This window comes from Bradyrhizobium sp. S3.2.6 (genome assembly GCF_040546885.1).
GTDB classification, from domain to species: domain Bacteria; phylum Pseudomonadota; class Alphaproteobacteria; order Rhizobiales; family Xanthobacteraceae; genus Bradyrhizobium; species Bradyrhizobium cytisi.
Genome location: NZ_JBEPOS010000002.1, coordinates 438,063 through 458,261, shown reverse-complemented (window position 1 = coordinate 458,261; position 20,199 = coordinate 438,063). Strand labels below are relative to the sequence as shown.

Genomic DNA, 20,199 nt, shown 5'->3' with positions numbered 1-20,199 from the left:
TCTAGTCCACAAATGGTTCGACGATGTTGCGCTTGCAGAGCAGGAAAGCGTCGGCAACGAGGCGAAGCGGTGCCAGATCGACGTCGCTCGTGCCGCTCGCGGCAAGCTTGACGAAGCGCCGATACAACTCGCGATATTCCTCATCGGGCGCGTCGGCAACAACCTTGCCGTCGACCGCCATGATCCTGCCTCCGCGGGACAAGGTCATCCGGCCCTCGTCGGTTTCGACCAGGATATCCCAGCTCTGCGGCCCGGTCTGGCGGAAGTCGAATTCGGCCGTGATCGGCAAGCCGCCGATGTCGGTCAGCGTCAAATTGGCGGCAATCGGCGACTGGCAATTGGCCGGAAAAGCGAGCTCAGCCGCGATGACAAACACCGGCCTCGGCAGGATGCGGGTCAGGATCGATAGCGCGTTGATACCGGGATCGAACACGCCGAGCCCGCCCGGCTCCCAGATCCAGGCCTGGCCGGGATGCCAGACGCGGACGTCTTCCTTCCAATTGATGTGCACCGATTTGATCCGGCGCGCAGCCAGCCATTCGCGGGCCGGCTCGACCGCGGGTGCATGGCGCGAATGCCAGGTCGCAAACAGGGTCCGCTTTGCCTCCGACGCCATCGCGATCAACGGATCGAGCTCGGCAACGCCGATGCCGGGCGGCTTCTCCAGCATGACATGCTTGCCGGCGGCGAGAGCCGCGGCGGCCTGGCCACGACGCACCTGCGGCGGCGTGCAGAGCGACACCGCGTCGATCTGCGGTCCCTTATCCAGCAGTTCCTCGACGGTCGCGAAATGCGGCAGGCCCGGCAGCGAGGCGTTGCGGCTCGCAATTGCGGCGAGCATCGCGCCTGGCACTGCGGCAATTGCGCCGACATGCTGGTCGCGCGCAATCTTGCCGAAGCCGACGATGGCGATGCGAAGTTCAGTCACGCTTATTCTCCACTTTCGCGGACGGCAGCGGCTCGGCAGGGGCCGTCTCGATCACAGTGCCCTCATGGCGGCGCATGCCGTTGTGAATGACATAGACCATCGCCTCCGACGCCATCCCGGCATCGCCGCACGTGATCGCATCGACGATCTTCTGATGCCAGAGCAGCACGGTGTCGCGGTCCTCCGGCTCGACCGGGGCACTGAGCAGGAACGAGGCGCGCAAGGCGGCCTCGATCACATGCCCGATCGAGCGCATGAACAGATTACCCGATGCCCGCGCCACCGCAACGTGCAGCGCGAGGTCGGCATCGGCAAAGCTGACGGAATCGGAAGCCTCGAGCCGCATCCGTTCCATGCTGCGGCGAAGCTCTGCGATATCCTCCTCGGACCGGTGCGCCGCCGCCAGCGCTGCGGCGCGCGGCTCGACCGCGAGGCGGATCTCGGCAAGGTCGTCGAGGAAGCGCTTGTCGATGCCGGCGTCGAGATGCCAGGCCAGCACGTCGGCATCGAACATGTTCCAGGCGGCGCGCTCGCGGACGACGGTGCCGACCCGCGCCTTGGTAGTCAAAAGCCCCTTGGCGACCAGCGTCTTCACGCTCTCGCGCAGCACCGGCCGCGACACGCCGAACATCGCAATCAGCTCGGCATCGCCCGGAAGCCGCGCCCCTTCCGCATAGCGGCCAGCGATGATATCGACGCCGATCGAGCGAGCCACTTCCGCGTGGTTGGAATGAGCCCGCCTTGTCGGGATGATGACGATGCGCGAGGTCATGAGACGGCTCCCGCGCGTTTCGCCACCGGCCGTCGCGCCAGTGCGACCAGCCCCTGCTGCAGGGCGATGAAGGCGAACAGCAAGACGCCGGTCGCGATCTTGGTCCACCAGCTCGACAGGGTCCCGTCGAAATTGATGTAGGTCTGGATCATGCCCTGGATCAGCACGCCGAGGAAGGTGCCGATCACCGAGCCCTGCCCGCCCGTGAGCAGCGTGCCGCCGATGACCACGGCCGCGATGCTATCGAGCTCGACGCCGACGGCGGAGAGAGAATAGCCGGCGCTGGTGTAGAAGGAGAACACGATGCCGGCTAGCCCTGCGAGCACGCTCGACAGCATGTAGATCTTCACTGTCATCCTGCCGACCGCGACGCCCATCAGGCTTGCGGTGGCCCGGCCGCCGCCGAGTGCATAGACATTGGCGCCGAACCGGGTGAGACGCAGCAGCAGAACGCCGCCAATCACGATGGCGAGCATGATGATCGCGATCGCGGTCAACCGCCCGCCCCCGGGCATGCGCAACGCGAAATCCGACACGGTTGAATAGACCGGCGCCGTGATTGGCACAGATTCCGTCGAGAGCAAGAAGCTCGCGCCGCGCGCCAGGAACATGCCGGCAAGCGTGACGATGAACGGCGGCAGGTCGAACACGTGAATGATCGCGCCCATCGCGGCGCCAAAGGCCGCCGAGAGCACGATGATGGCGACGAAAGCGACCAGCGGCGGCACACCCCAGCGCTCGATTGAGAGCGCCACGAACACGGTGGTGAAGCCGATCACCGAGCCGACCGACAGATCGATGCCGCCGGAGATGATGACGAAGGTCATGCCGGTTGCGACGATGCCAAGAAAGGCGTTGTCGGTCAGGAGATTGCCGACCACGCGGGTCGAGGCGATGTTGGGAAACTGCAGCGCGCAGAGGGCGAAGCCTGCGACGAGGACGAGGGCCGTGATCAGGACGGGCGGCAGGCCTTTCATGGTTTCGTCCCCCGCAGCCACGCCATGATACCGGCAAAGCCGGACAGTTTTGGCGATTGCAGCAGCAGCACCGCGAGCACCACCATGGCCTTGACCAGCAGGTTGAACTCCGGCGGATAGCCTGACAGCAAAATGCCGGTGTTCATGGTCTGAATGATCAGCGCACCGAGCACCGCCAGGACAAGGCTGAAGCGGCCGCCGAACAGCGAGGTGCCGCCGATCACCACCGCGAGGATGGCGTCGAGCTCGAGCCAAAGGCCGGCATTGTTGGCATCCGCGCCCATGATGTCGGCCGCGGCGATCACGCCGGCGAGCGCGGCGCAAACGCCGCACCAGACATAGACCGCCAAGATCATCGCGCGCGTGCCGACGCCGGCAAGCTCGCTCGCCCGCGCATTGCCGCCGGTCGCCTCGATGAGGAGCCCGAGCGCCGAGCCGCGCACCACTGCGCCGGTGAGGAGCAGCATGCCGAGCGCAATCGCGATCGGCACCGGCACGCCGAGAATGGCGCCGTTGCCGAGCCAGACCAGATCCGGCGACGTGAAGGTCACGATGCGACCTTCGGTGATGAGCTGGGCGATGCCGCGACCGGCGACCATCAGGATCAGCGTCGCCACGATCGGCTGCATGCCAAGCACCGCGACGAGGAAGCCGTTCCACAATCCGCAGACGAGCCCCGCGCCGAGCGCCGCCGCCAGCACCACCGGCAGGCCGTGGCTGTCGGCGAGGCTCGCCGCGATCGCGCCGCAGATCGCCATTACCGCGCCGACGGAGAGATCGATGCCGCGCGTCGCGATCACCAGCACCATGCCGAGCGAGAGCAGCGCCACCGGCGTGCCGCGGTTGAGCACGTCGATGATGCTGCCGAACAGACGGCCGTCCTGGAGACGCAGGTCGAAGAATTGCGGCGACACCACGCGATCGACTGCCAGGATGACGATCAGCGCAAGGATCTGGGCAAGGCCGCGGCGCGGCAATAGCGCTGTCATGCCCGGGCCTCTTGCATCGCTGCGCCATCGGCGGCGATGGCCGCGAGAATGTTGGTGACGTCGATGGCCTCGCCCGAGAGCTCCTCGACATGGGCACGATCGCGCAGCACGACCACACGGTCGGAATAGGTCACGATCTCGTCGAGTTCCGAGGAGATCACGAGCAACGCCAGCCCATCGTCGCAGAGCTCGCGGATCAGGCGGATGATCTCGGCATGCGCGCCGACATCGATACCGCGCGTGGGTTCATCCAGCACGAGGAGCCGCGGCGAAGTCGCGAGCCAGCGCGCCAGCAGAACCTTTTGCTGATTGCCGCCGGAGAGCAGGCCGACGGGCCGTTCGGCATCGGGCGGGCGGATGTCGAGCATCTTGACGTAACGGCGCGCGATCTCGTCCTGCTCGCGACGCGACAGCGGCCGATGCAGCCCGCGCTTGGCCTGAAGCGCCAGCACGATATTCTCGCGCACGGTGAGCTCGGCGACGATGCCGTCGGTCTTGCGCTCCTCCGGGCAATAGCCAAAGCCGTGGCGCACGCCATCTCGCGGCGACCGCAGCCGCACGGAAGCGCCTTCCACCCTCGCCTGCCCGCCATCGGCGCGCTCGGCGCCGAACACCAGCCGCGCCGTCTCGGTGCGACCCGAGCCGAGGAGGCCAGCGAGGCCAACGACCTCGCCACGGCGCAGCTCGAGATTGAACGGGGCGACATAGCCGGCCTTGCCGTAGTTCTCGAAACTCGCACAGATCTCGCGAACCTTGTGCTCGCCGACTGCCGCCCGCGCGCTGGTGGTCTCGGCCAGCTCGCGGCCGAGCATCATCCGGATCAGCTCGAGCCGTGGCAGCGAAGCGGTCTCGCGCTCGCCGACCAGGCGACCGTTGCGCAGCACGGTGATGCGGTCGGATATCTCGTAGACCTGGTCGAGGAAATGACTGACGAAGACGATGCCGAAGCCGCGCTTGGCCAACTGGCGCATGATGCCGAAAAGTATCTCGACCTCATGACGGTCGAGGCTCGCGGTCGGCTCGTCCAGGATCAGCACGCGGGCGGAAAGATCGACGGCCCGCGCGATCGCTGTGACATGCTGTACGGCCACCGAATAATGGTCGAGTGGCGCTGCGACATCGATATCGAGGCCGAACTCCGTGAGCAGCGCTTTGGCGCGGCGACGCATCTCGCCTTCGCGCACGATGCCGAAGCGCATCGGCTGGCGGTCGAGAAACAGGTTCTGCGCCACCGACAGGTTCGGCAGCAGGTTGACCTCCTGGTAAACGGTGGCAATACCGGCCTGCAGCGCGGCCTTGGCAGAACGCGGCGCGACCTCTTCGCCGCCCAGACGGACGACACCGGCATCGCGCGGGAACACGCCGGTGATGACCTTGATCAGCGTGGATTTGCCGGCGCCGTTCTCGCCGAGCAGAGCATGGATCTCGCCAGGACGAAGCGTGAAGTCGACCTCCTGCAACGCGCGCACCGCACCGAAGCTCTTGCTGATCCCGCGCGCCTCCAGCAGGCAAGAAGCCGGATCAAGGCTGTTCTCCATAACGACGTCACTCCCACCGGCGCCCGCTTATGCTGCGGACACCCAGCCTATTCGTTCGTGCGGCGGATGCGAAGGGGGGTTGCCGGACCGCAAAGCGCGATCCGGCAAGGTGCCCGCCTCAGTAACCGAGGCCCTTCTTGCTGTCGTATTCCTTCTGCGGATCGTCGGCGACGGTGAGAAGCCTGGATTCGGTCTGGATCCACTTCGGCGGAACAGTGCCCTTCTCCTTGAACGCCGCGACGGCATCGAAGGCCGGGCCCGCCATGTTCGGCGTCAGCTCGACCGTCGCGTTGGCCTCGCCCGCCACCATCGCCTTGAAGATATCGGGAACCGCGTCGATCGAGACGGTGAGGATGTCCTTGCCCGGCTTGAGGCCGGCTTCCTTCATCGCCTGGATCGCGCCGACCATCATGTCGTCGTTGTGAGCATAGACCGCGCAGATCGTCTTGCCGCCGCCTTCGGCCTTGATGAAGCTCTCCATGACTTCCTTGCCCTTGGCGCGGGTGAAGTCGCCGGTCTGGCTGCGCACCACCTTCAAATTGGCGTGCTTGGCGATGGCGGTGTCAAAACCCTTCTTGCGGTTGGCGGCGACGCTGGCGCCGACCGTGCCCTGCAATTCGACGACGTTGCAGGCCTTCTCGCCTACGGTCTTGGCAAGCCATTCGCCGGCGACCGCGCCTTCATGCACGCTGTCCGAGGTGACGGCGGTGAGATAGAGGTCCTTGCCGGACGGATCGATGTCGCGGTCGAGCAGCACGACCGGGATCTTGGCTTCCTTGGCTTCCTTCAGCACCGAATCCCAGCCGGTCGAGACCACGGGCGCGAGGAAGATCGCATCGACATTCTGCGCGATGAAGGAGCGGATCGCCTTGATCTGGTTCTCCTGCTTCTGCTGTGCATCGGCGATCTTGAGATTGACCTTGCGCTTGGTGGCCTCCTGCTTGGAGACCGAGGTCTCGGCCGCGCGCCAGCCGGATTCCGATCCGATCTGCGAGAAGCCGATGGTGAGCTCGGCCGCATTGGCCGGCAGCGCGAGCAACAACGCGGCCGTGGCGCTGGCCGCAAAAAGGGCTTTGAAGGTCATCAGGCGTGTCTCCCAAAATGTTGTCCGGGGCGCCGATTGGTAGCATGGCACCCTCAAGCCGGCCTTTGAGGGCGGCGGGAGGCACTATTTCACGGAAGTTTACGTCCGTATAGTCATATTATCTGACTATTTAGCCGAATGAAGAGAGATGCCGAGTTGGCGGAGCAGATCACACGCCAAGCGGGACTTTCGTCCACTGATGCAACGTGGAGATGACGGAGTTAGTTAGTGTGGGGCCACCGTGCGCCGTGCGGATGGCGACCTAGTCGACGCGCGGAGACGCGAAGCGCTAGATCAACTTCCGCTGCGCCAGGTTCTTCATCAGTGCGCCGATGCCGAACGTCCAGGGCTCGCACACGTCGCTGGTGCGCATGCGGTTGACGAGCTTGCCGAGCTGAGGTGCGGCGATGGTGACGATGTCGTCGCGCTTGTGGGTGAAGCCCTGCCCCGGCGCGTCGCGATCCTTGACCGGCGCGAACATCGTGCCGAGGAACAGAACGAAGCCATCAGGATACTGATGCACCTTGCCGATGGTCTGCGCGACGAGATCGGTCGGATCGCGGCTGATCATGCTGATCGAGGAATGGCCGTCGAGAACGAAACCGTCCGCGCCCCTCACGTTCAGGCTGATATTGAGCTTGCGCGCGTCGTCGAGCGTGAATGTGTCGTCGAACAGGCGTAGCAGCGGTCCGATCGAGCACGAGGCGTTGTTGTCCTTGGCCTTCGACAACAGCAGCGCCGAGCGGCCCTCGAAGTCACGCAGATTCACGTCATTGCCGAGCGCGCCGCCGACGATCTTGCCGCGGCTGGAGACGAACAGCACCAGCTCCGGCTCGGGGTTGTTCCAGGTCGACTTCGGATGCAGCCCGGCGTCCATGCCGGTGCCGACCGAGGACAGGGTCGGCGCCTTGGTGAAGACTTCGGCATCGGGGCCAATGCCGACCTCGAGATACTGGCTCCAGGCGTTCTGGTCGATCAGCACCTGCTTTAGATGCATCGCCTGGTCCGAGCCCGGCTTGAGCTTTGACAGATCGTCGCCGATCAATCGTGTCACTTCCTTCCGGATCGCGTCGGCCGAGGCCGGATTGCCCTTGGCCCGCTCCTCGATCACGCGTTCCAGCATCGAGATGGCGAAGGTGACGCCGGCAGCCTTCAAGGTCTGGAGATCGACCGGCGCGAGCAGCCAGGGCTTTTTCGTATCGCGCCCATCCGGCGCCGTGTTGGCGACAATGGCTTCGAGATCGCCGATACGCTCGCCCTTGGTCGCGGCAAGCGACTTGGCCGGATTGTCCTCCTCGCAGAGGGCGCTGACGGTCGGGAATTTCGCGGTGACGTCGAAGACGCCGTCGCTGCGCACGGCGACCACCGCCGGACCGTTCGCCTGCGGCAGCCAGACGCGACCGACCAGCGTCCCCTTTGTTCCATCCTCGGGGAGAAGGTCTTTAACGGACAGTGTCGTCATGGCCGGCGTCCTCGCTGTTTTTCGGACCGGCCGCGTTCAATCAGAAGCCGGTCACGTTGGCGAAGACAAATAAACGTCTGGCAGGGGAAGTCCAGACCGGCAGCGATGAGCCGCTATGCCCCTGCCCGCGCCTTTTATGTGCCTGCTCGCGCCTTCCGGGCCGCGATCTGCTGCAAGGCCCAGCGTGCGTTCTTGCGGACATCCGGATCGGCATCGTCGGCGATGACGGCCAGGAATGCTTCACCGTCGGGATGGGCGATCTCACCGAGTGCGGCGGCCGCTTCCTTGCGCAAATTCGCCTGATCGTGGTTGATGCAATTGCCGATCGGCCGCACCGCGCGCTCGATCTTCATCTTGCCGAGGCTGCGGATCGCCTTCAGCCTCACCTGCCAGAACCCATCAGCGAGCGCACCGACGAGCTGGTCGGCGGCGATCGAACCGTTGACGTTGAGACCGAGCGTTTCCGCCGCCATCTCGCGGACCATCCAGTCGGCGTCCTTCAAGGCTCGCGTAATCGTCTCAGCCGCGGGCTTCATCTGCGAAAAGGCCAGCGCGCTCACGGCGGCGCGGCGGACATGCGCATCGGGATCGTTGATCAGCGCGGTCAGCGCGGGGATGGATTCCTCCAGCTTCAGGAAGCCGATCACGCCGATCGCCTGCACCCGCACGGCGGCATCGGAATCCTGCAGCGCTTCCAGCGCGGGCTTGAGCGTATCCTTGCGCCGTAACTCCTTGAGCGCGCGCAGCGCGCCCATGCGGACGAAGGCGTGGGCGTGCTTGACCAGCGGCAGAATGATTTCAGCACAAGCCGGATCCTTGAACTCGGCCATGCTGTCGGCCGCGGCCGATGCCACGATCCTTTCCGGATCGACCAGCAGCTTCACCAGCGCGCCTGCCGCTTCCGGCCCGTCGAACTCGCCCAGCGCCATCGCGACCTGCTGGCGCACGCCGGCATCGGGATCGGTTACGATACTGGCGAGATGACCAACCGCGGCGGGGTCGCCGGAATGACCGAGCGCGATGATCGCGACGCGGCGCTCGGCGGGATCGGCGGCCTGAAGCCGCTCGTCGGCGTCTTCGAGATCGTCGTAGGATTCGAACGGGCTCGACATGCTCACCTCAACAGATAGGGAATGTTGACCGTGACGGCGCCGGTCGGGCAATCGGCCTCGCAGGGCATGCAGTACCAGCACTCGTCATAGGCCATGTAGGCCTTGCCGGTCATGTCGCTGATGCGCAGCACGTCGAGCGGGCAGACGTCGACGCATACGGTGCAGCCCTTATCGGCAATGCATTTGGCGTCGTCGACGACCACCGGAACCGATGTCTGATAGGACGCGAGAGGCATTTTATGTCTCCTGTTGCTAGGGTGCGGTGGATCAGGCAGTGGCGCGGATGCGCTGCTTGTCGTAGAGGTCCTTCTCGTCGTCGGCGATCGGCACGACATAGGGCTCTACCGCGCGCTTCTCGCTGGTCATCTTGCCGTTCTGCTTGGACAGCAGCGTATGGCAGAACCAGTTCTCGTTGTCCTTCTCCGGAAAATCCGTGCGCCAGTGATAGAGGCCCCAGCGGCTTTCCTCGCGATACAGCGAGGCATGCACCGCCATGTCGGCGCAATCCATGATCGACTGCACTTCGAGGGCGCGGAGCAGCTCGTGCGCGTTGCGTGCGATCATATGCTCCTGCATGTCCTGCCGCGTCTCGGCGAGACGGCGCATGCCGAGCTCGTATTTGCGCGTGACCTTTGGCGGCTGGAGATAGTCGTTGACAAGGCGGCGGGTCTTGTACTCGACCTGGTTCGGCGGAATGCCGTCCTCGCGCCTGGTCGGCGCCAGCACACGGTCACGCTCCTTTGCGACGTCCTGCGCATCGAACTCCGCAAAGTCGTGATTGTCGGCAAACTCCATCGCATCGATGCCGGCGACCGAACCGTTGGTGAAGGCGCCGAGCATGTAATTGTGCGGCACGCTCGCCATGTCGCCGGCGGCGTAGAGGCCGGGCACGGTGGTGCGGGCATTGTCGTCGACGAACACGCCCGAGGCGCTGTGGCCGGAGCAGAAGCCGATCTCGGAGATATGCATCTCGATCGAGTCATTGCGGTAGTCGACCCCACGCCCTTGCTGGAACAGGCCGCGCGTCGGCCGCTCCACCTTGTGCAGCGTGGACTCGATCTCGGAGATCGTGTCAGGATGCAGATGCTTGAGCTGGAGGAACACCGGGCCCTTGCCGGACAACAGCTCGTTGTAGAACTCCAGCATCATCTGACCGGACCAGTAGTCGCATTCAATGAAGCGCGAGCCCTCGTTATTGGCTGTAAATGCGCCGAACGGACCGGCGACATAGGCGCAGGCCGGGCCGTTATAATCCTTGATCAGCGGATTGATCTGGTAGCATTCGAGGTTCGCGAGCGCCGCACCCGCGTGATACGCCATCGCATAGCCGTCGCCGGAATTGGCGGCGTTCTCATAGGTGCCGAACATGTAGCCCGAGGTCGGCAGACCGAGCCGGCCGGCGGCGCCCATGCAGAGGATCACGGCCTTGGCCTTGATCACCAGGATCTCGGCCGTGCGGGTGTTGACGGAAATCGCACCGGCAATGCGACCGTCGGACGATTTGAGCAGCCGCGTCGCCATGTAGCGATTCGAGATCAGGATGCGGGCGCGGCGGAGCTGGCGGTAGAGCGCCTTCTTCACGGTCTCGCCGTTCGGCATCGGCAGAACATAGGTGCCGATATGGTGCACCTTCTTGACGGCGTAATCGCCGTTCTCGTTCTTCAGGAAGCGGATGCCGAAACTGTCGAGCTCCTCGATGATCTCAAAGCAGTTCTGGGCATATTTATAGACCGCCTTCTGATCGACGATGCCGTCATTGGCGATGGTGATTTCCTTGGTGTACTGCTCCGGCGTCGCATAGCCAGGGATGACGGCGTTGTTGAGCCCATCCATGCCCATCGAGATCGCGCCGGAGCGCTTGACGTTGGCCTTTTCGAGCAGGACGACATTGGCCTTCGGGTTCTTCAGCTTCGCCTTCAGCGCCGCCATCGGGCCGGCTGTGCCGCCGCCGATCACGAGCACATCGCAGGAAACTTCCGAAAGTCCGTCGACGATCTGATCTAGTGCCATCGCTTGCTCCTGGTCCGCCGATCCGGCGCCTTTGCATCAGATTTGTTCAGGTGACGTGCCGGCGATAGCAATTAGTTGTCGCCGGGCTGCGATTTGCGCCTCAGCGCTCGACAAAAGCCTTCTCGATCACGAAATGGCCGGGCTGGCTGTGATTGCCCTCGACGAAGCCGCGCGCGGCAAACATCGCGGGGAGTTCCTCCAGCATTGCCGGGCTGCCGCAGAGCATGATGCGGTCGGTCTCGATATCAAGGCCGGACTGCCCGATGTCGTCGAACATCTGGTTGGAGGCGATCAGGTCGGTGATGCGGCCCCGATTCCGGAACGGCTCGCGGGTCACGGTCGGGTAGTAGACCAGCTTGTCGCGGATCAGAGGGCCGAAGAATTCGTGATCTCGCAGACCGCAGACAAGGTGCTCGCCATAGGCGAGCTCCGAGACCTGCCGGCAGCCATGGGCGAGCACGATGGTCTCGTAATTCTCATAGACGTCAGGATCCTTGATCAGGCTGGCGAACGGCGCGAGGCCGGTACCGGTCGAGAGCAGCAGGAGGCGCTTGCCGGGAATGAGATTCCCGGTGATCAGCGTGCCGGTCGCCTTGCGGCCGACCAGGATGATGTCGCCTTCCCTGATCTTCTGCAGACGCGAGGTCAGCGGACCGTCCTGCACCTTGATCGAGAAGAACTCGAGCTCTTCCTCATGATTGGCGCTCGCCATGCTGTAAGCGCGCATCAGCGGCTTGCCCTCGACTTCGAGCCCGATCATGGCGAACTGGCCATTCTGGAAACGGAAGCCGGGATCGCGCGTCGCGGTGAAGCTGAACAGGGAGTCGGTCCAGTGCCTGACCGACAAAATCGTTTCCTTCTGAAATGCGCTCATGGTCTCTCCTTGCCGTCGATGGCGCACAAAGTTTCGGAGAGACGGGATTCCGGCAACGCGGAATTGAAAATCCCGGTCGATTAGTTTCACAATTCGCGAGCGGTGATTGAAGAGATGGCACGTGGGCCACGTCCGCGCCGGCAATTAGTTGCTATTCGCGCTCGCCGGCATCGACGTAAATGAGAGCCGGAGATACCTCATGACCATAGCCCTGGTGGCACCGACCGTGGCCGACTATGAAGCCAGCGCCGATCTCGCGACGCTCCTTGTCCGCACCACCGAGGGCGATGCGCTGAGCGTCCCTGCCGAAAAACTCCGCCTCTCCTGCAAATGCGCCCACTGCACCCGCGCCCGCTTCGACGGCCGCTTCCCTGAAGCTTTTCCTGGGATTGCGATTACCGAGATCGGCGATCTCGGCTACGGTCTGAACATCTCGTTTTCAGACGGACACAATCGGGGGATTTACCCCAAGCCGTATTTGCTGAGCTTGGCGGGGCGTTAAGGGCTCGATCTCCCCCGCACTCCGCTGTCATTCCCCGCGAAGGCGGAGAATCCAGTACGCCGCGGCCTATCCGTATCCCTTTGACGTCTCTGGAATACTGGATCGCCTGCACTTCGCGGACGATGACAGCCGAGTGATTGGCACGGACATTGCTCCTCTTTAGAACGATTTGAACGTTCCGGAGGCAGACGATGTTGCAGGCAGCGAATGCGGTTCGCGGGACTGTTTCCCCGACAATCCGGCCTGCGGGCAGTTCCTCGCTGCTGCTGACTGAGAACCAGCAATGGATTGGTGGGCCGCCACCACTGATGGACAAACTTTCTCCGCGCGAGCGAGAGCTGGTGCTGAAGCAGGGCCGGCGAAAAGTGCTCAACCGCGGCCAGACGCTGTTCAGCCAGGGCGGCAAGCACGACGGCATCTGGCTGATCGAGAGCGGCCGCATTCGCGTATTCTATACCTCTCCGCTCGGACGCGAGATTACCCTCGCCTACTGGCATGTCGGCAATTTCGTCGGCGGGCCCGAAGTGTTCGAAGGCACCGTGCATCAATGGTCCGGCGTCGCATCCAGCAATTGCAGCGTGGTGCACCTGCCCGGAAAGGAGCTGCGGTCGCTTGCCGTCGAGATCCCGAACCTCGCGATTGGTCTGATCGAGGGCCTCACTTTCAAGGGCAAATGCTATTCCGCGCTGGCCCAGATGCTCGGAACACGCTCGATCACGCAGCGCCTTGCGCATCTGTTGCTGCATCTGGTCGATCTCTATGGTGTCGAGGATGCCGACGGCCGGGTGATCGCCGCCGCCTTCACCCATGCCGACATCGCCCACATGGTCGGCGCCACCAGGCAATGGGTCACGATCAGCCTGAAACGCATGCAGGAGAAGGGAATCGTCGTGACCAAGCGATCGCAGATCGTGGTCTGCCGGCCCGACGTGCTGGAAGAGATGCGCGGCCAAGGCGCCGACTGACGCCGGTGCACAGGCAAGCGGCTTTATAGTGCAGGACTGCCCAAGGAGTATGCAATCAGCTTTTCCCGGCAACTAATCGACTGCGGCGTTCATTCCGGATTTGCCCTGTCCACGCCCTCACCCAATCATGGCAACCACAGCACATCCAACCGAATGAGGATGAGAATGGTCCGCCATCTTCCCACGCTCTCGATCGCGATGTCGGTGACGTCGCTGGCGTTACTCCTCGCGCAGCCGGCTTCGGCGGAAACCGTTACCCTCGGCATCGGAACACAGGACACCACGACCAACACGGTGACCGCGGGCGTCGTCATCCGCCAGCTGCATCTCCTCGAAAAATACCTGCCGAAGGACGGCAAATACGCCAACATCAAGTTCGAGCTGGAGTGGCAGAACTTCACTTCCGGGCCGCCCGTCACCAACGCGATGATGGCAAACAAGCTGCAGATCGGCATGATGGGCGACTACCCGCTGATCGTGAACGGCTTCACCTTCGACAGCAATCCCGAGAGCAAGAGCCGCCTGATCGGCATCGCCGCCTACAGTCTCTCCGGTTCCGGCAACGGCATCGTCGTTCACAAAGACTCGCCCTATTACGATCTGGCCGATCTCAAGGGCAAGCTTGTCAGCGTGCCCTTCGGCTCCGCCGCGCACGGCATGGTACTGAAGGCGATGCAGGACCGCGGCTATTCGTCCGATTTCTTCCAGCTCGTCAGCCAGAGTCCCGAGGTCGGCTCGACCAACCTGCAAGAGAAGAAGATCGACGCGCATGCCGACTTCGTCCCCTTTGCCGAGCTGTTGCCGTTCCGCGGTTTTGCACGAAAGATCTTTGACGGCGTCGAGACCAATCTGCCGACCTTCCACGGCATCGTGGTTCGCACGGACTTTGCCGAAAAATATCCGGAAGTCGTCATCGCCTACATGAAGGCGCTGATTGCCGCCAACCAGTGGCTGCACGACGATCCCAAGCTTGCCGCCGAGAAGATCCAGGAGTGGACCGGCATCAACAAGGAGGTCGTCTACATCTTCCTGGGTCCGAGCGGCAACATGACCACCGACCCCACGGTCAAGCCGGCGCTGGTCGATGCGGCCGCCACCGACGTCAAGGTGCTGCAGAATCTCGGTCGCATGAAAGAGTTCGATCCGAAAAAATGGGTCGACGACAGCTACATCCGCAAGGCCTATGCCGAGATGAAGCTCGACTACGACGCGCAGCTTGCGAGCACCAAGAACTACGAAATTTCCGGTGAGGACAGCTTCTGCAAGAAGCCGATCACCGATCCGCGCAAGGCCGGCGAGGTCTGGGTCGACGACGCCGGCATCCTGCCGTTCTCGTCGGCGAGCTGCACGTTAGGGGCCTATGCCGACTTCAAGGCCAAGGGCAAGAAGATCAACGTCGCCTACGTCTTCGACACCACGCGCGGCATCAAGCTGTTCGCCGACCAGGCCTTCTTCGCGGTCGGCAATGGCGATGTCGCGCCTTTCCTGCTGAAGAAGGATGCGGAAGCCTATGCCGCCAACATCAGCGGCAAGGTGCTCGGCTTCGAGGACGCGGTCAAGGCGGCGGTCAGCGGAGGCAAGACGTGAGCAGTCCCGCCATCCTCAGACATTCAGAGGACAGCAGCATGCCAACAGCCGTTGCCGAGGCGGCCCCAACGCCCGCCGTCACGTCCCCCGCAACACCGCCCTCCTTCGGTACACTGGCACTGCGCTGGTACCGGCTGAACCAGGGCCGTCTGCGCGCCACCGCGGTCGGCATCATCTCGCTGCTCGCTTTCCTGCTGGTCTGGCACCTGCTCACGACCTATCGCGTCGTGTTCTTCGTGCGCTTCACCAACGTGCCCTCGCCGCTCGCGGTCTATGCGAGCTTCACCAAGGCGATCCACGATCCCAAATTCCTGCTGCACATCGCGCTGAGCTGCCGGCGCATCTTCATCGGCTTTTCGCTGGCAGCGATCGCCGGCGTGCCGCTCGGCCTGGTCATGGGCCGCTTCAAGCTTGTCCACGAGATCATCTTCCCCCTGGCCGAAGTGCTGCGGCCGATCCCGGCGATCGCCTGGGTGCCGATGGCGATCATGCTGTGGCCGACCAACGAGCAGAGCATCGTCTTCATCACCTTCCTCGGCTCGTTCTTCCCGATCCTGGTCAACACGCTGCACGGGATGTCCTTGGTCGATCCCGTGCTGGTGCGCGCCGCGCAATGTCTCGGCGCGCGCGAGCGCTCGATCTTCCGCGAGGTGTACTTTCCGGCCTCGCTGCCACACATCTTCACCGGCCTCACCGTCGGCATGGGCGTCGCCTGGGTATCGTTGATCGCGGCCGAGATGATCTCGGGCCAGTACGGCATCGGCTATTTCACATGGGAGGCCTATTCGCTGGTCCAGTATCCCGACATCGCGCTCGGCATGATCGCGATCGGCGTGCTCGGGCTGGGATCGAGCCTGCTCATCAGAGGCGCGGGACACCTGGTAATGCCGTGGAGGTCAACGAGGTGAGCGAGATTCGGACGAGCGAACCGAAAGGTCATATCGAGGTCAGAAACTTCTCCCTCAGCTATGACAGCATCGAGGGGCCGGTTCAGGCCGTCACGGACACGCAGATTCATGTGAAGCCGGGCGAGTTTGTCTCCATCGTCGGCCCCTCCGGCTGCGGAAAGTCGACGCTGCTCAATGCGGTCGCGGGATTCCTTAAACCCACCACCGGCATCGTCACCGTCGATGGCGAACGCGTGAACGGCCCCGGTGCCGAGCGCGGCATGGTGTTTCAGCAATATTCGCTGTTTCCATGGAAGACTGTGCGGGAGAATGTCGAGTTCGGCCTGAAGATGCGCGGCATGGCGCGTTCGCAGCGCGAACGCGCCGCGCGCACCCTGCTCGGACTCGCCGGCCTCGAGGCCTTCGAGAAGCATTATCCGGAAAAGCTCTCGGGCGGCATGAAGCAGCGCGTCGGTATCGTCCGCGCACTCGCGACGGGACCGAAGGTGCTGCTGCTCGACGAACCCTTCGGCGCGCTGGACGCGCAGACCCGGGTCATCATGCAGCAGATCCTCACCAATATGTGGCAGCGGCTAAAGATCTCGGTGCTGTTCGTCACCCACGATATCGACGAGGCCATCTTCCTCTCCGACCGCGTCTACTGCATGACCGCACGTCCGGGCTCGATCAAGGCCGAGATCCCGATTCCCTTAGAGCGCCCGCGGCAGCAATCGATGATGATGTCGTCGGAGTTTTTGGCGCTACGCCGCGGGCTGATGTCGCTGATCCGCGAGGAAAGCCTGAAAGCCATGGGCGGCGAGATCAACGACATGGGCATGCAGGGGCTCAGCATCGAGCTGCATGGCCATTCGCTGGCGGATGTGATCTGATTTAACCTCGCCCCGCTTGCGGGATGACAGGTTTCGTAGGGTAGGCAAAGCGAAGCGTGCCCACCATTTCTTTTCCGATCGCGGTAAGAACGGTGGGCACAGCGCTACGCGCTTTTGCCCACCCTACGGCAGCTTCGCTCGCCTCACTTAAACCAGTGCACCAGCACGATACTGATCCCTAGCAGCAACATCAGCGACAGCGTCACCGCGGCCGTCACCCTGCCGCCGACATTGGCGAGCACGCGCACGTCGACGCCGAGGCCGAGCGCAGCCATTGAGACCACCGTGAGGAAGCTCGTGATCTTCGTCACGGGCCCTACGACTGTCGCCGGCACGATCTCGAGCGAGCGCAGCGTCGCAAGCACAAGGAAGCCGAGGATGAACCACGGCACCAGACGGAAGAAGCCGACATTGGTCTTCTTGGCGCCGGTCTGCCAGCGCGAGGCGACCAATGAGAGACCGACGACCACGGGCCCCAGCATCAACACGCGCATCAGCTTGACCAGCGTGCCGATCTGCGTCGAGACGAGTCCGGCCGGCACCGTCGCCGCGAGCACCTGCGGCACTGCATAGACGGTCAAACCTGCGAGGATGCCGTATTGCGTGGCGGTGAGCTGCAATAGCGGGATCAGCAGCGGCAGGCCCAGCACCATCATCACGCCGAGGATGGCGGTGAAGGAGATCGAGGATGCGATCTCGTCGCTGGTGGCGCCGATGATCGGCGCCACCGCCGCGATGGCAGAATTGCCGCAGATGGAATTGCCGCAGGCAATCAGGATCGAGAGCCGCGTCGACAGACCAAGCAGGCGGCTGAGGCCGAAGGAGACGGAGAGCGCCACGACGACGACAGCGGCGATCGATGCCAAAAGGGCAATGCCCGAAGCTGCGATAGCGGCGAAACTGATGGAGGCGCCCAGCAGCATGACGGCGACCTCGAGCAGCTGCTTGGCGCTGAAAGCGATGCCGGCCTGCCAGCGCGTCGCCGGCTTCCAGAAGCTGCGCAGCGCCATGCCGAGCAGGATCGCCATCACCAGCGCTTCGACATAGGGGTGCTCGAAGACGCCCAGTTCGGCCCGCTCAAGAGAGGCCGAAACGCCGGCCACGGCGATGCAGAGGAGAATGCCGGGAATCAGCGCCGCAATACGGCTCGCGACGGTCGCCGGCTTGGCATCGGCCGGGCTGGATGCTTGATTCTGCGGCACAAATCTCTCCTAGGGAGAAGGATTTATACGCAGGGTCGCTGGACTGGGAAATAAGTTTTCGACATATCAGGGCCGAGAGAAGTTATATCCTCAGCCCGGAATAACCGGCTTAGAACAGCAGGTTCTTGGCGATCGAAGCCACGTGGCTGAAGCTGTCGTAGACGCCGGGCTCGAAGAAGGCCGCACGCGCCAGGACGATGGCGGCGACCAGCGACCAGAACAGGCCGGTGCCGGCCCGCAACACGAGCTTTGCGGCGCGCGACTTCGGCTGGGTGTCCGTCGCGGACACCAGCTGCTCGCCGAACGGCTCAAATCCAGTGCGTTCCATAATGGGCCAATCCATCAATCTGTGACCGAAATGTCGTCGTTTCGGCCTCAAACAGCAATGGAAGCGATTAGCGTTTTTGCCCCCCGGCGGGGAAACTCCTTCCGCCGGACTAGCTTGAGGCAATAGTTTTCTTCTTTTGCCGGGTTGGAGGGCCCATGGCGTCCACCCGGACGTGCTCGACGACGACCATGAGCACTTACTACCGCAACTCGAGCGGCCGCGCGTTTTCGGCGATGCCATGGCGTTGGTGGACTAATCGCGCATGACGCACGATCCGGACCTCGGGCCGCACAGGTCGACGAAGGCGTAGGTCTGGCGACTCTACGCCGCCAGCCCGCTTCCCACCGGTGCAAAATCCATCCCGAGACTTTCCGCCACCGCTTTGTTGGTGATGCGGCCGCGATGGACGTTGAGCCCATTGCGCAGATGCTGATTCTCCAGCACGGCAGCAAAGCCCTTGTTGGCGAGCATCAGACCGAACGGCAGCGTCGCATTGTTCAGCGCCTGGCTCGACGTCACCGGCACCGCGCCCGGCATGTTCGCTACACAATAATGCACGACGCCGTCGACCTCGTAGGTCGGCTCCGCATGCGTCGTCGCGTGCGAGGTCTCGAAGCAGCCGCCCTGGTCGATCGCGACGTCGACCAGCACAGCACCCGGCCGCATCGATTTGAGCATCGCACGCGTCACGAGCTTTGGCGCGCTCGCGCCCGGCACCAGCACCGCACCGATCACGACGTCGGCGGCGAACACCTCCTCCTCGACGGCCTCGATGGTCGAAAAGCGGGTGCGCACCCGCCCGAGGAAGACATCATCTAGCTCGCGCAGACGAGGAATTGAGCGGTCGATCACGGTGACTTCAGCACCGAGGCCTGCGGCCATGCGCGCGGCCTGCGTTCCTACCACACCGCCGCCGAGCACGACGACGCGCGCCGGCTGCACGCCGGGCACGCCGCCGAGCAGCAGCCCGCGACCGCCGGCCGATCGCCTGAGCGCGGCGCCAGCGGCCTCGATGGCGAGGCGGCCGGCGACTTCGCTCATCGGCGCGAGCAGCGGGAGGTGACCGGCCGCGTCGGTGACGGTTTCATAGGCGATCGCTGTGCAGCCGGACGCGAGCAAGCCCTTGGCCTGTTCGGGATCGGGCGCGAGATGGAGATAGGTAAACAGTATCTGGCCTTCGCGGAGCTGGGTCCACTCGCTTTTCTGCGGCTCCTTCACCTTCACGATCATGTCGGACTTGGCGAAGATGTCGCGCGCACCGGCGGCAATAGAGGCCCCCGCCCGCTGATAGACCTCGTCGGACGCGCCGATGCCGCTGCCGGCTCCAGTCTCAACCGTGACCTGATGCCCAGCCGCGATATATTCGCGGACAGCGCCCGGGGTGAGCCCGACGCGATATTCCTGCACCTTGATCTCCTTGGGCACACCGACACGCATCCTGGGCTCCTTTTGATTCACCCCATGATCGTAGCGGCGCAAGCAGTTTGGTTTCGTGCAAATATCCGCTAGTTTTGGCCGTCCCGCGCCGGTTTCGGTCGCGGAAGTGTCCTTTCACGCTGGAAACAAAACCTTGGCCCTCGACCGGAAAGATCTCGCGATTCTCGCGGAACTTACGACCAATGCACGCGCCAGCCACACCGAGCTCGCCAACAAGGTCGGCCTCTCCAGCACCGCGCTGGCACGGCGGCAGAAGACGCTGGAGGATGACGGCTACATCCAGGCCTACCAGGCCGCGCTCGATCTGGCGCAGTTCGGCCTGACCACGACGGTGCTGGTGCGCATTGCGCTGGAGAGCCAGAGCGACGAGGCGCTGAAGGCGTTCGAGGCGGAGGTGGTAAAGTGCCCCTCCGTCGTGCGCTGCTTCCTGATGTCGGGGACCGACGACTACATCCTGATCGTGCTCGCCCGCGACATCCAGGATTTCGAGCGCATCCACCGCACCGAACTGTCGCGCCTGCCGCGCGTGGCGCGGGTACAATCGAGCTTTGCGCTGCGCGAGGTCGTCAATCGCGCGGTGCCGACGGTGGTGTTCGGCGAGGCGAAGCGGTAGCGTTTCCCTCGCCCCGCAAGCGCGGGCTGGGGCCATCCCGCG

Annotated in this window: 20 protein-coding genes; 6 read left to right on the top strand and 14 right to left on the bottom strand. The window is 63.8% G+C overall.

What is annotated here, in order from left to right; genetic code table 11:
- Position 1 precedes the first annotated feature (1 nt).
- The 11 genes from ABID58_RS06420 to ABID58_RS06370 all read right to left on the bottom strand — a co-directional run bounded on the left by ABID58_RS06420 (position 2) and on the right by ABID58_RS06370 (position 11,746).
- Positions 2-928 carry a Gfo/Idh/MocA family protein gene (locus ABID58_RS06420; protein WP_354031972.1) on the bottom strand — a complete coding sequence of 309 codons (927 nt, stop codon included), beginning with the start codon at positions 926-928 and terminating at the stop codon, positions 2-4.
- Positions 921-1,700 (bottom strand): FadR/GntR family transcriptional regulator, encoded by a 780-nt coding sequence (locus ABID58_RS06415; protein ID WP_354031971.1) that lies wholly within the window; start codon positions 1,698-1,700, stop codon positions 921-923. The genes ABID58_RS06420 and ABID58_RS06415 overlap by 8 nt, the downstream gene beginning before the upstream one ends.
- Positions 1,697-2,677, bottom strand: a complete 981-nt coding sequence (gene yjfF, locus ABID58_RS06410) for a galactofuranose ABC transporter, permease protein YjfF (protein ID WP_354031970.1) — start codon at positions 2,675-2,677, stop codon at positions 1,697-1,699. Before yjfF ends, ABID58_RS06415 begins: the two co-directional genes overlap by 4 nt.
- Positions 2,674-3,666 (bottom strand): ABC transporter permease, encoded by a 993-nt coding sequence (locus tag ABID58_RS06405; protein ID WP_354031969.1) that lies wholly within the window; start codon positions 3,664-3,666, stop codon positions 2,674-2,676. Before ABID58_RS06405 ends, yjfF begins: the two co-directional genes overlap by 4 nt.
- Positions 3,663-5,204 carry a sugar ABC transporter ATP-binding protein gene (locus ABID58_RS06400; protein WP_354031968.1) on the bottom strand — a complete coding sequence of 514 codons (1,542 nt, stop codon included), beginning with the start codon at positions 5,202-5,204 and terminating at the stop codon, positions 3,663-3,665. The genes ABID58_RS06405 and ABID58_RS06400 overlap by 4 nt, the downstream gene beginning before the upstream one ends.
- Before the next feature lie 118 nt (positions 5,205-5,322).
- Positions 5,323-6,288, bottom strand: a complete 966-nt coding sequence (gene ytfQ, locus ABID58_RS06395; RefSeq protein ID WP_354031967.1) for a galactofuranose ABC transporter, galactofuranose-binding protein YtfQ — start codon at positions 6,286-6,288, stop codon at positions 5,323-5,325.
- A gap of 289 nt (positions 6,289-6,577) precedes the next feature.
- Positions 6,578-7,750: a fumarylacetoacetate hydrolase family protein gene (locus ABID58_RS06390; protein ID WP_148754691.1), complete on the bottom strand. Its 1,173-nt coding sequence runs from the start codon at positions 7,748-7,750 to the stop codon at positions 6,578-6,580.
- Positions 7,751-7,884: 134 nt separating this feature from the next.
- The gene (locus ABID58_RS06385) at positions 7,885-8,862 is read right to left on the bottom strand and encodes a HEAT repeat domain-containing protein (RefSeq protein WP_354031966.1); all 978 of its coding nucleotides are present in this window, start codon (positions 8,860-8,862) and stop codon (positions 7,885-7,887) included.
- Between the two features lie 2 nt (positions 8,863-8,864).
- Positions 8,865-9,098 (bottom strand): 4Fe-4S dicluster domain-containing protein, encoded by a 234-nt coding sequence (locus ABID58_RS06380; protein ID WP_008141081.1) that lies wholly within the window; start codon positions 9,096-9,098, stop codon positions 8,865-8,867.
- Positions 9,099-9,129: 31 nt separating this feature from the next.
- Positions 9,130-10,872, bottom strand: coding sequence for a fumarate reductase/succinate dehydrogenase flavoprotein subunit (locus ABID58_RS06375; RefSeq protein WP_148754689.1), 1,743 nt, complete (start codon positions 10,870-10,872; stop codon positions 9,130-9,132).
- A gap of 100 nt (positions 10,873-10,972) precedes the next feature.
- Positions 10,973-11,746 carry a ferredoxin--NADP reductase gene (locus ABID58_RS06370; RefSeq protein WP_354031965.1) on the bottom strand — a complete coding sequence of 258 codons (774 nt, stop codon included), beginning with the start codon at positions 11,744-11,746 and terminating at the stop codon, positions 10,973-10,975.
- Positions 11,747-11,945: 199 nt separating this feature from the next.
- On the opposite strand from ABID58_RS06370, the gene ABID58_RS06365 reads away from it, so the two are divergent.
- The 5 genes from ABID58_RS06365 to ABID58_RS06345 all read left to right on the top strand — a co-directional run bounded on the left by ABID58_RS06365 (position 11,946) and on the right by ABID58_RS06345 (position 16,577).
- Positions 11,946-12,248 (top strand): gamma-butyrobetaine hydroxylase-like domain-containing protein, encoded by a 303-nt coding sequence (locus ABID58_RS06365; protein WP_148754712.1) that lies wholly within the window; start codon positions 11,946-11,948, stop codon positions 12,246-12,248.
- Between the two features lie 191 nt (positions 12,249-12,439).
- Positions 12,440-13,213: a Crp/Fnr family transcriptional regulator gene (locus ABID58_RS06360; protein ID WP_354031964.1), complete on the top strand. Its 774-nt coding sequence runs from the start codon at positions 12,440-12,442 to the stop codon at positions 13,211-13,213.
- A 165-nt stretch (positions 13,214-13,378) separates the two neighbouring features.
- Positions 13,379-14,800, top strand: a complete 1,422-nt coding sequence (locus ABID58_RS06355; protein ID WP_354031963.1) for an ABC transporter substrate-binding protein — start codon at positions 13,379-13,381, stop codon at positions 14,798-14,800.
- Positions 14,797-15,708, top strand: a complete 912-nt coding sequence (locus tag ABID58_RS06350; protein WP_502916382.1) for an ABC transporter permease — start codon at positions 14,797-14,799, stop codon at positions 15,706-15,708. Before ABID58_RS06355 ends, ABID58_RS06350 begins: the two co-directional genes overlap by 4 nt.
- Positions 15,705-16,577 carry an ABC transporter ATP-binding protein gene (locus tag ABID58_RS06345; RefSeq protein ID WP_187435254.1) on the top strand — a complete coding sequence of 291 codons (873 nt, stop codon included), beginning with the start codon at positions 15,705-15,707 and terminating at the stop codon, positions 16,575-16,577. Before ABID58_RS06350 ends, ABID58_RS06345 begins: the two co-directional genes overlap by 4 nt.
- A 143-nt stretch (positions 16,578-16,720) precedes the next feature.
- Here ABID58_RS06345 and ABID58_RS06340 read toward each other — a convergent pair whose 3' ends face one another.
- The 3 genes from ABID58_RS06340 to ald all read right to left on the bottom strand — a co-directional run bounded on the left by ABID58_RS06340 (position 16,721) and on the right by ald (position 19,544).
- Positions 16,721-17,779, bottom strand: coding sequence for a YeiH family protein (locus ABID58_RS06340; protein ID WP_354031961.1), 1,059 nt, complete (start codon positions 17,777-17,779; stop codon positions 16,721-16,723).
- A gap of 109 nt (positions 17,780-17,888) precedes the next feature.
- A complete protein-coding gene (locus tag ABID58_RS06335; protein WP_148754682.1) occupies positions 17,889-18,107 on the bottom strand; it encodes a hypothetical protein in 219 nt (72 codons plus the stop codon).
- Between the two features lie 321 nt (positions 18,108-18,428).
- On the bottom strand, positions 18,429-19,544 hold the full coding sequence (ald, locus tag ABID58_RS06330; protein ID WP_354031960.1) for an alanine dehydrogenase: 1,116 nt from the start codon (positions 19,542-19,544) through the stop codon (positions 18,429-18,431).
- Between the two features lie 133 nt (positions 19,545-19,677).
- Here ald and ABID58_RS06325 point away from each other — a divergent pair, with 133 nt between their 5' ends.
- Positions 19,678-20,157, top strand: a complete 480-nt coding sequence (locus tag ABID58_RS06325) for an Lrp/AsnC family transcriptional regulator (protein WP_187435253.1) — start codon at positions 19,678-19,680, stop codon at positions 20,155-20,157.
- Positions 20,158-20,199 lie beyond the last annotated feature (42 nt).

What these genes read in the sequence shown, in the direction of transcription:
- ABID58_RS06375 (WP_148754689.1), bottom strand. Translation starts at nt 10,872, where the DNA reads ATGGCACTAGATCAGATCGTCGACGGACTTTCGGAAGTTTCCTGCGAT.
- ald (WP_354031960.1), bottom strand. Translation starts at nt 19,544, where the DNA reads ATGCGTGTCGGTGTGCCCAAGGAGATCAAGGTGCAGGAATATCGCGTC.
- ABID58_RS06415 (WP_354031971.1), bottom strand. Translation starts at nt 1,700, where the DNA reads ATGACCTCGCGCATCGTCATCATCCCGACAAGGCGGGCTCATTCCAAC.
- yjfF (WP_354031970.1), bottom strand. Translation starts at nt 2,677, where the DNA reads ATGAAAGGCCTGCCGCCCGTCCTGATCACGGCCCTCGTCCTCGTCGCA.
- ABID58_RS06400 (WP_354031968.1), bottom strand. Translation starts at nt 5,204, where the DNA reads ATGGAGAACAGCCTTGATCCGGCTTCTTGCCTGCTGGAGGCGCGCGGG.
- ABID58_RS06365 (WP_148754712.1), top strand. Translation starts at nt 11,946, where the DNA reads ATGACCATAGCCCTGGTGGCACCGACCGTGGCCGACTATGAAGCCAGC.
- ABID58_RS06360 (WP_354031964.1), top strand. Translation starts at nt 12,440, where the DNA reads ATGTTGCAGGCAGCGAATGCGGTTCGCGGGACTGTTTCCCCGACAATC.
- ABID58_RS06390 (WP_148754691.1), bottom strand. Translation starts at nt 7,750, where the DNA reads ATGACGACACTGTCCGTTAAAGACCTTCTCCCCGAGGATGGAACAAAG.
- ABID58_RS06380 (WP_008141081.1), bottom strand. Translation starts at nt 9,098, where the DNA reads ATGCCTCTCGCGTCCTATCAGACATCGGTTCCGGTGGTCGTCGACGAC.
- ABID58_RS06335 (WP_148754682.1), bottom strand. Translation starts at nt 18,107, where the DNA reads ATGGAACGCACTGGATTTGAGCCGTTCGGCGAGCAGCTGGTGTCCGCG.
- ABID58_RS06385 (WP_354031966.1), bottom strand. Translation starts at nt 8,862, where the DNA reads ATGTCGAGCCCGTTCGAATCCTACGACGATCTCGAAGACGCCGACGAG.
- ABID58_RS06405 (WP_354031969.1), bottom strand. Translation starts at nt 3,666, where the DNA reads ATGACAGCGCTATTGCCGCGCCGCGGCCTTGCCCAGATCCTTGCGCTG.
- ytfQ (WP_354031967.1), bottom strand. Translation starts at nt 6,288, where the DNA reads ATGACCTTCAAAGCCCTTTTTGCGGCCAGCGCCACGGCCGCGTTGTTG.
- ABID58_RS06355 (WP_354031963.1), top strand. Translation starts at nt 13,379, where the DNA reads ATGGTCCGCCATCTTCCCACGCTCTCGATCGCGATGTCGGTGACGTCG.
- ABID58_RS06370 (WP_354031965.1), bottom strand. Translation starts at nt 11,746, where the DNA reads ATGAGCGCATTTCAGAAGGAAACGATTTTGTCGGTCAGGCACTGGACC.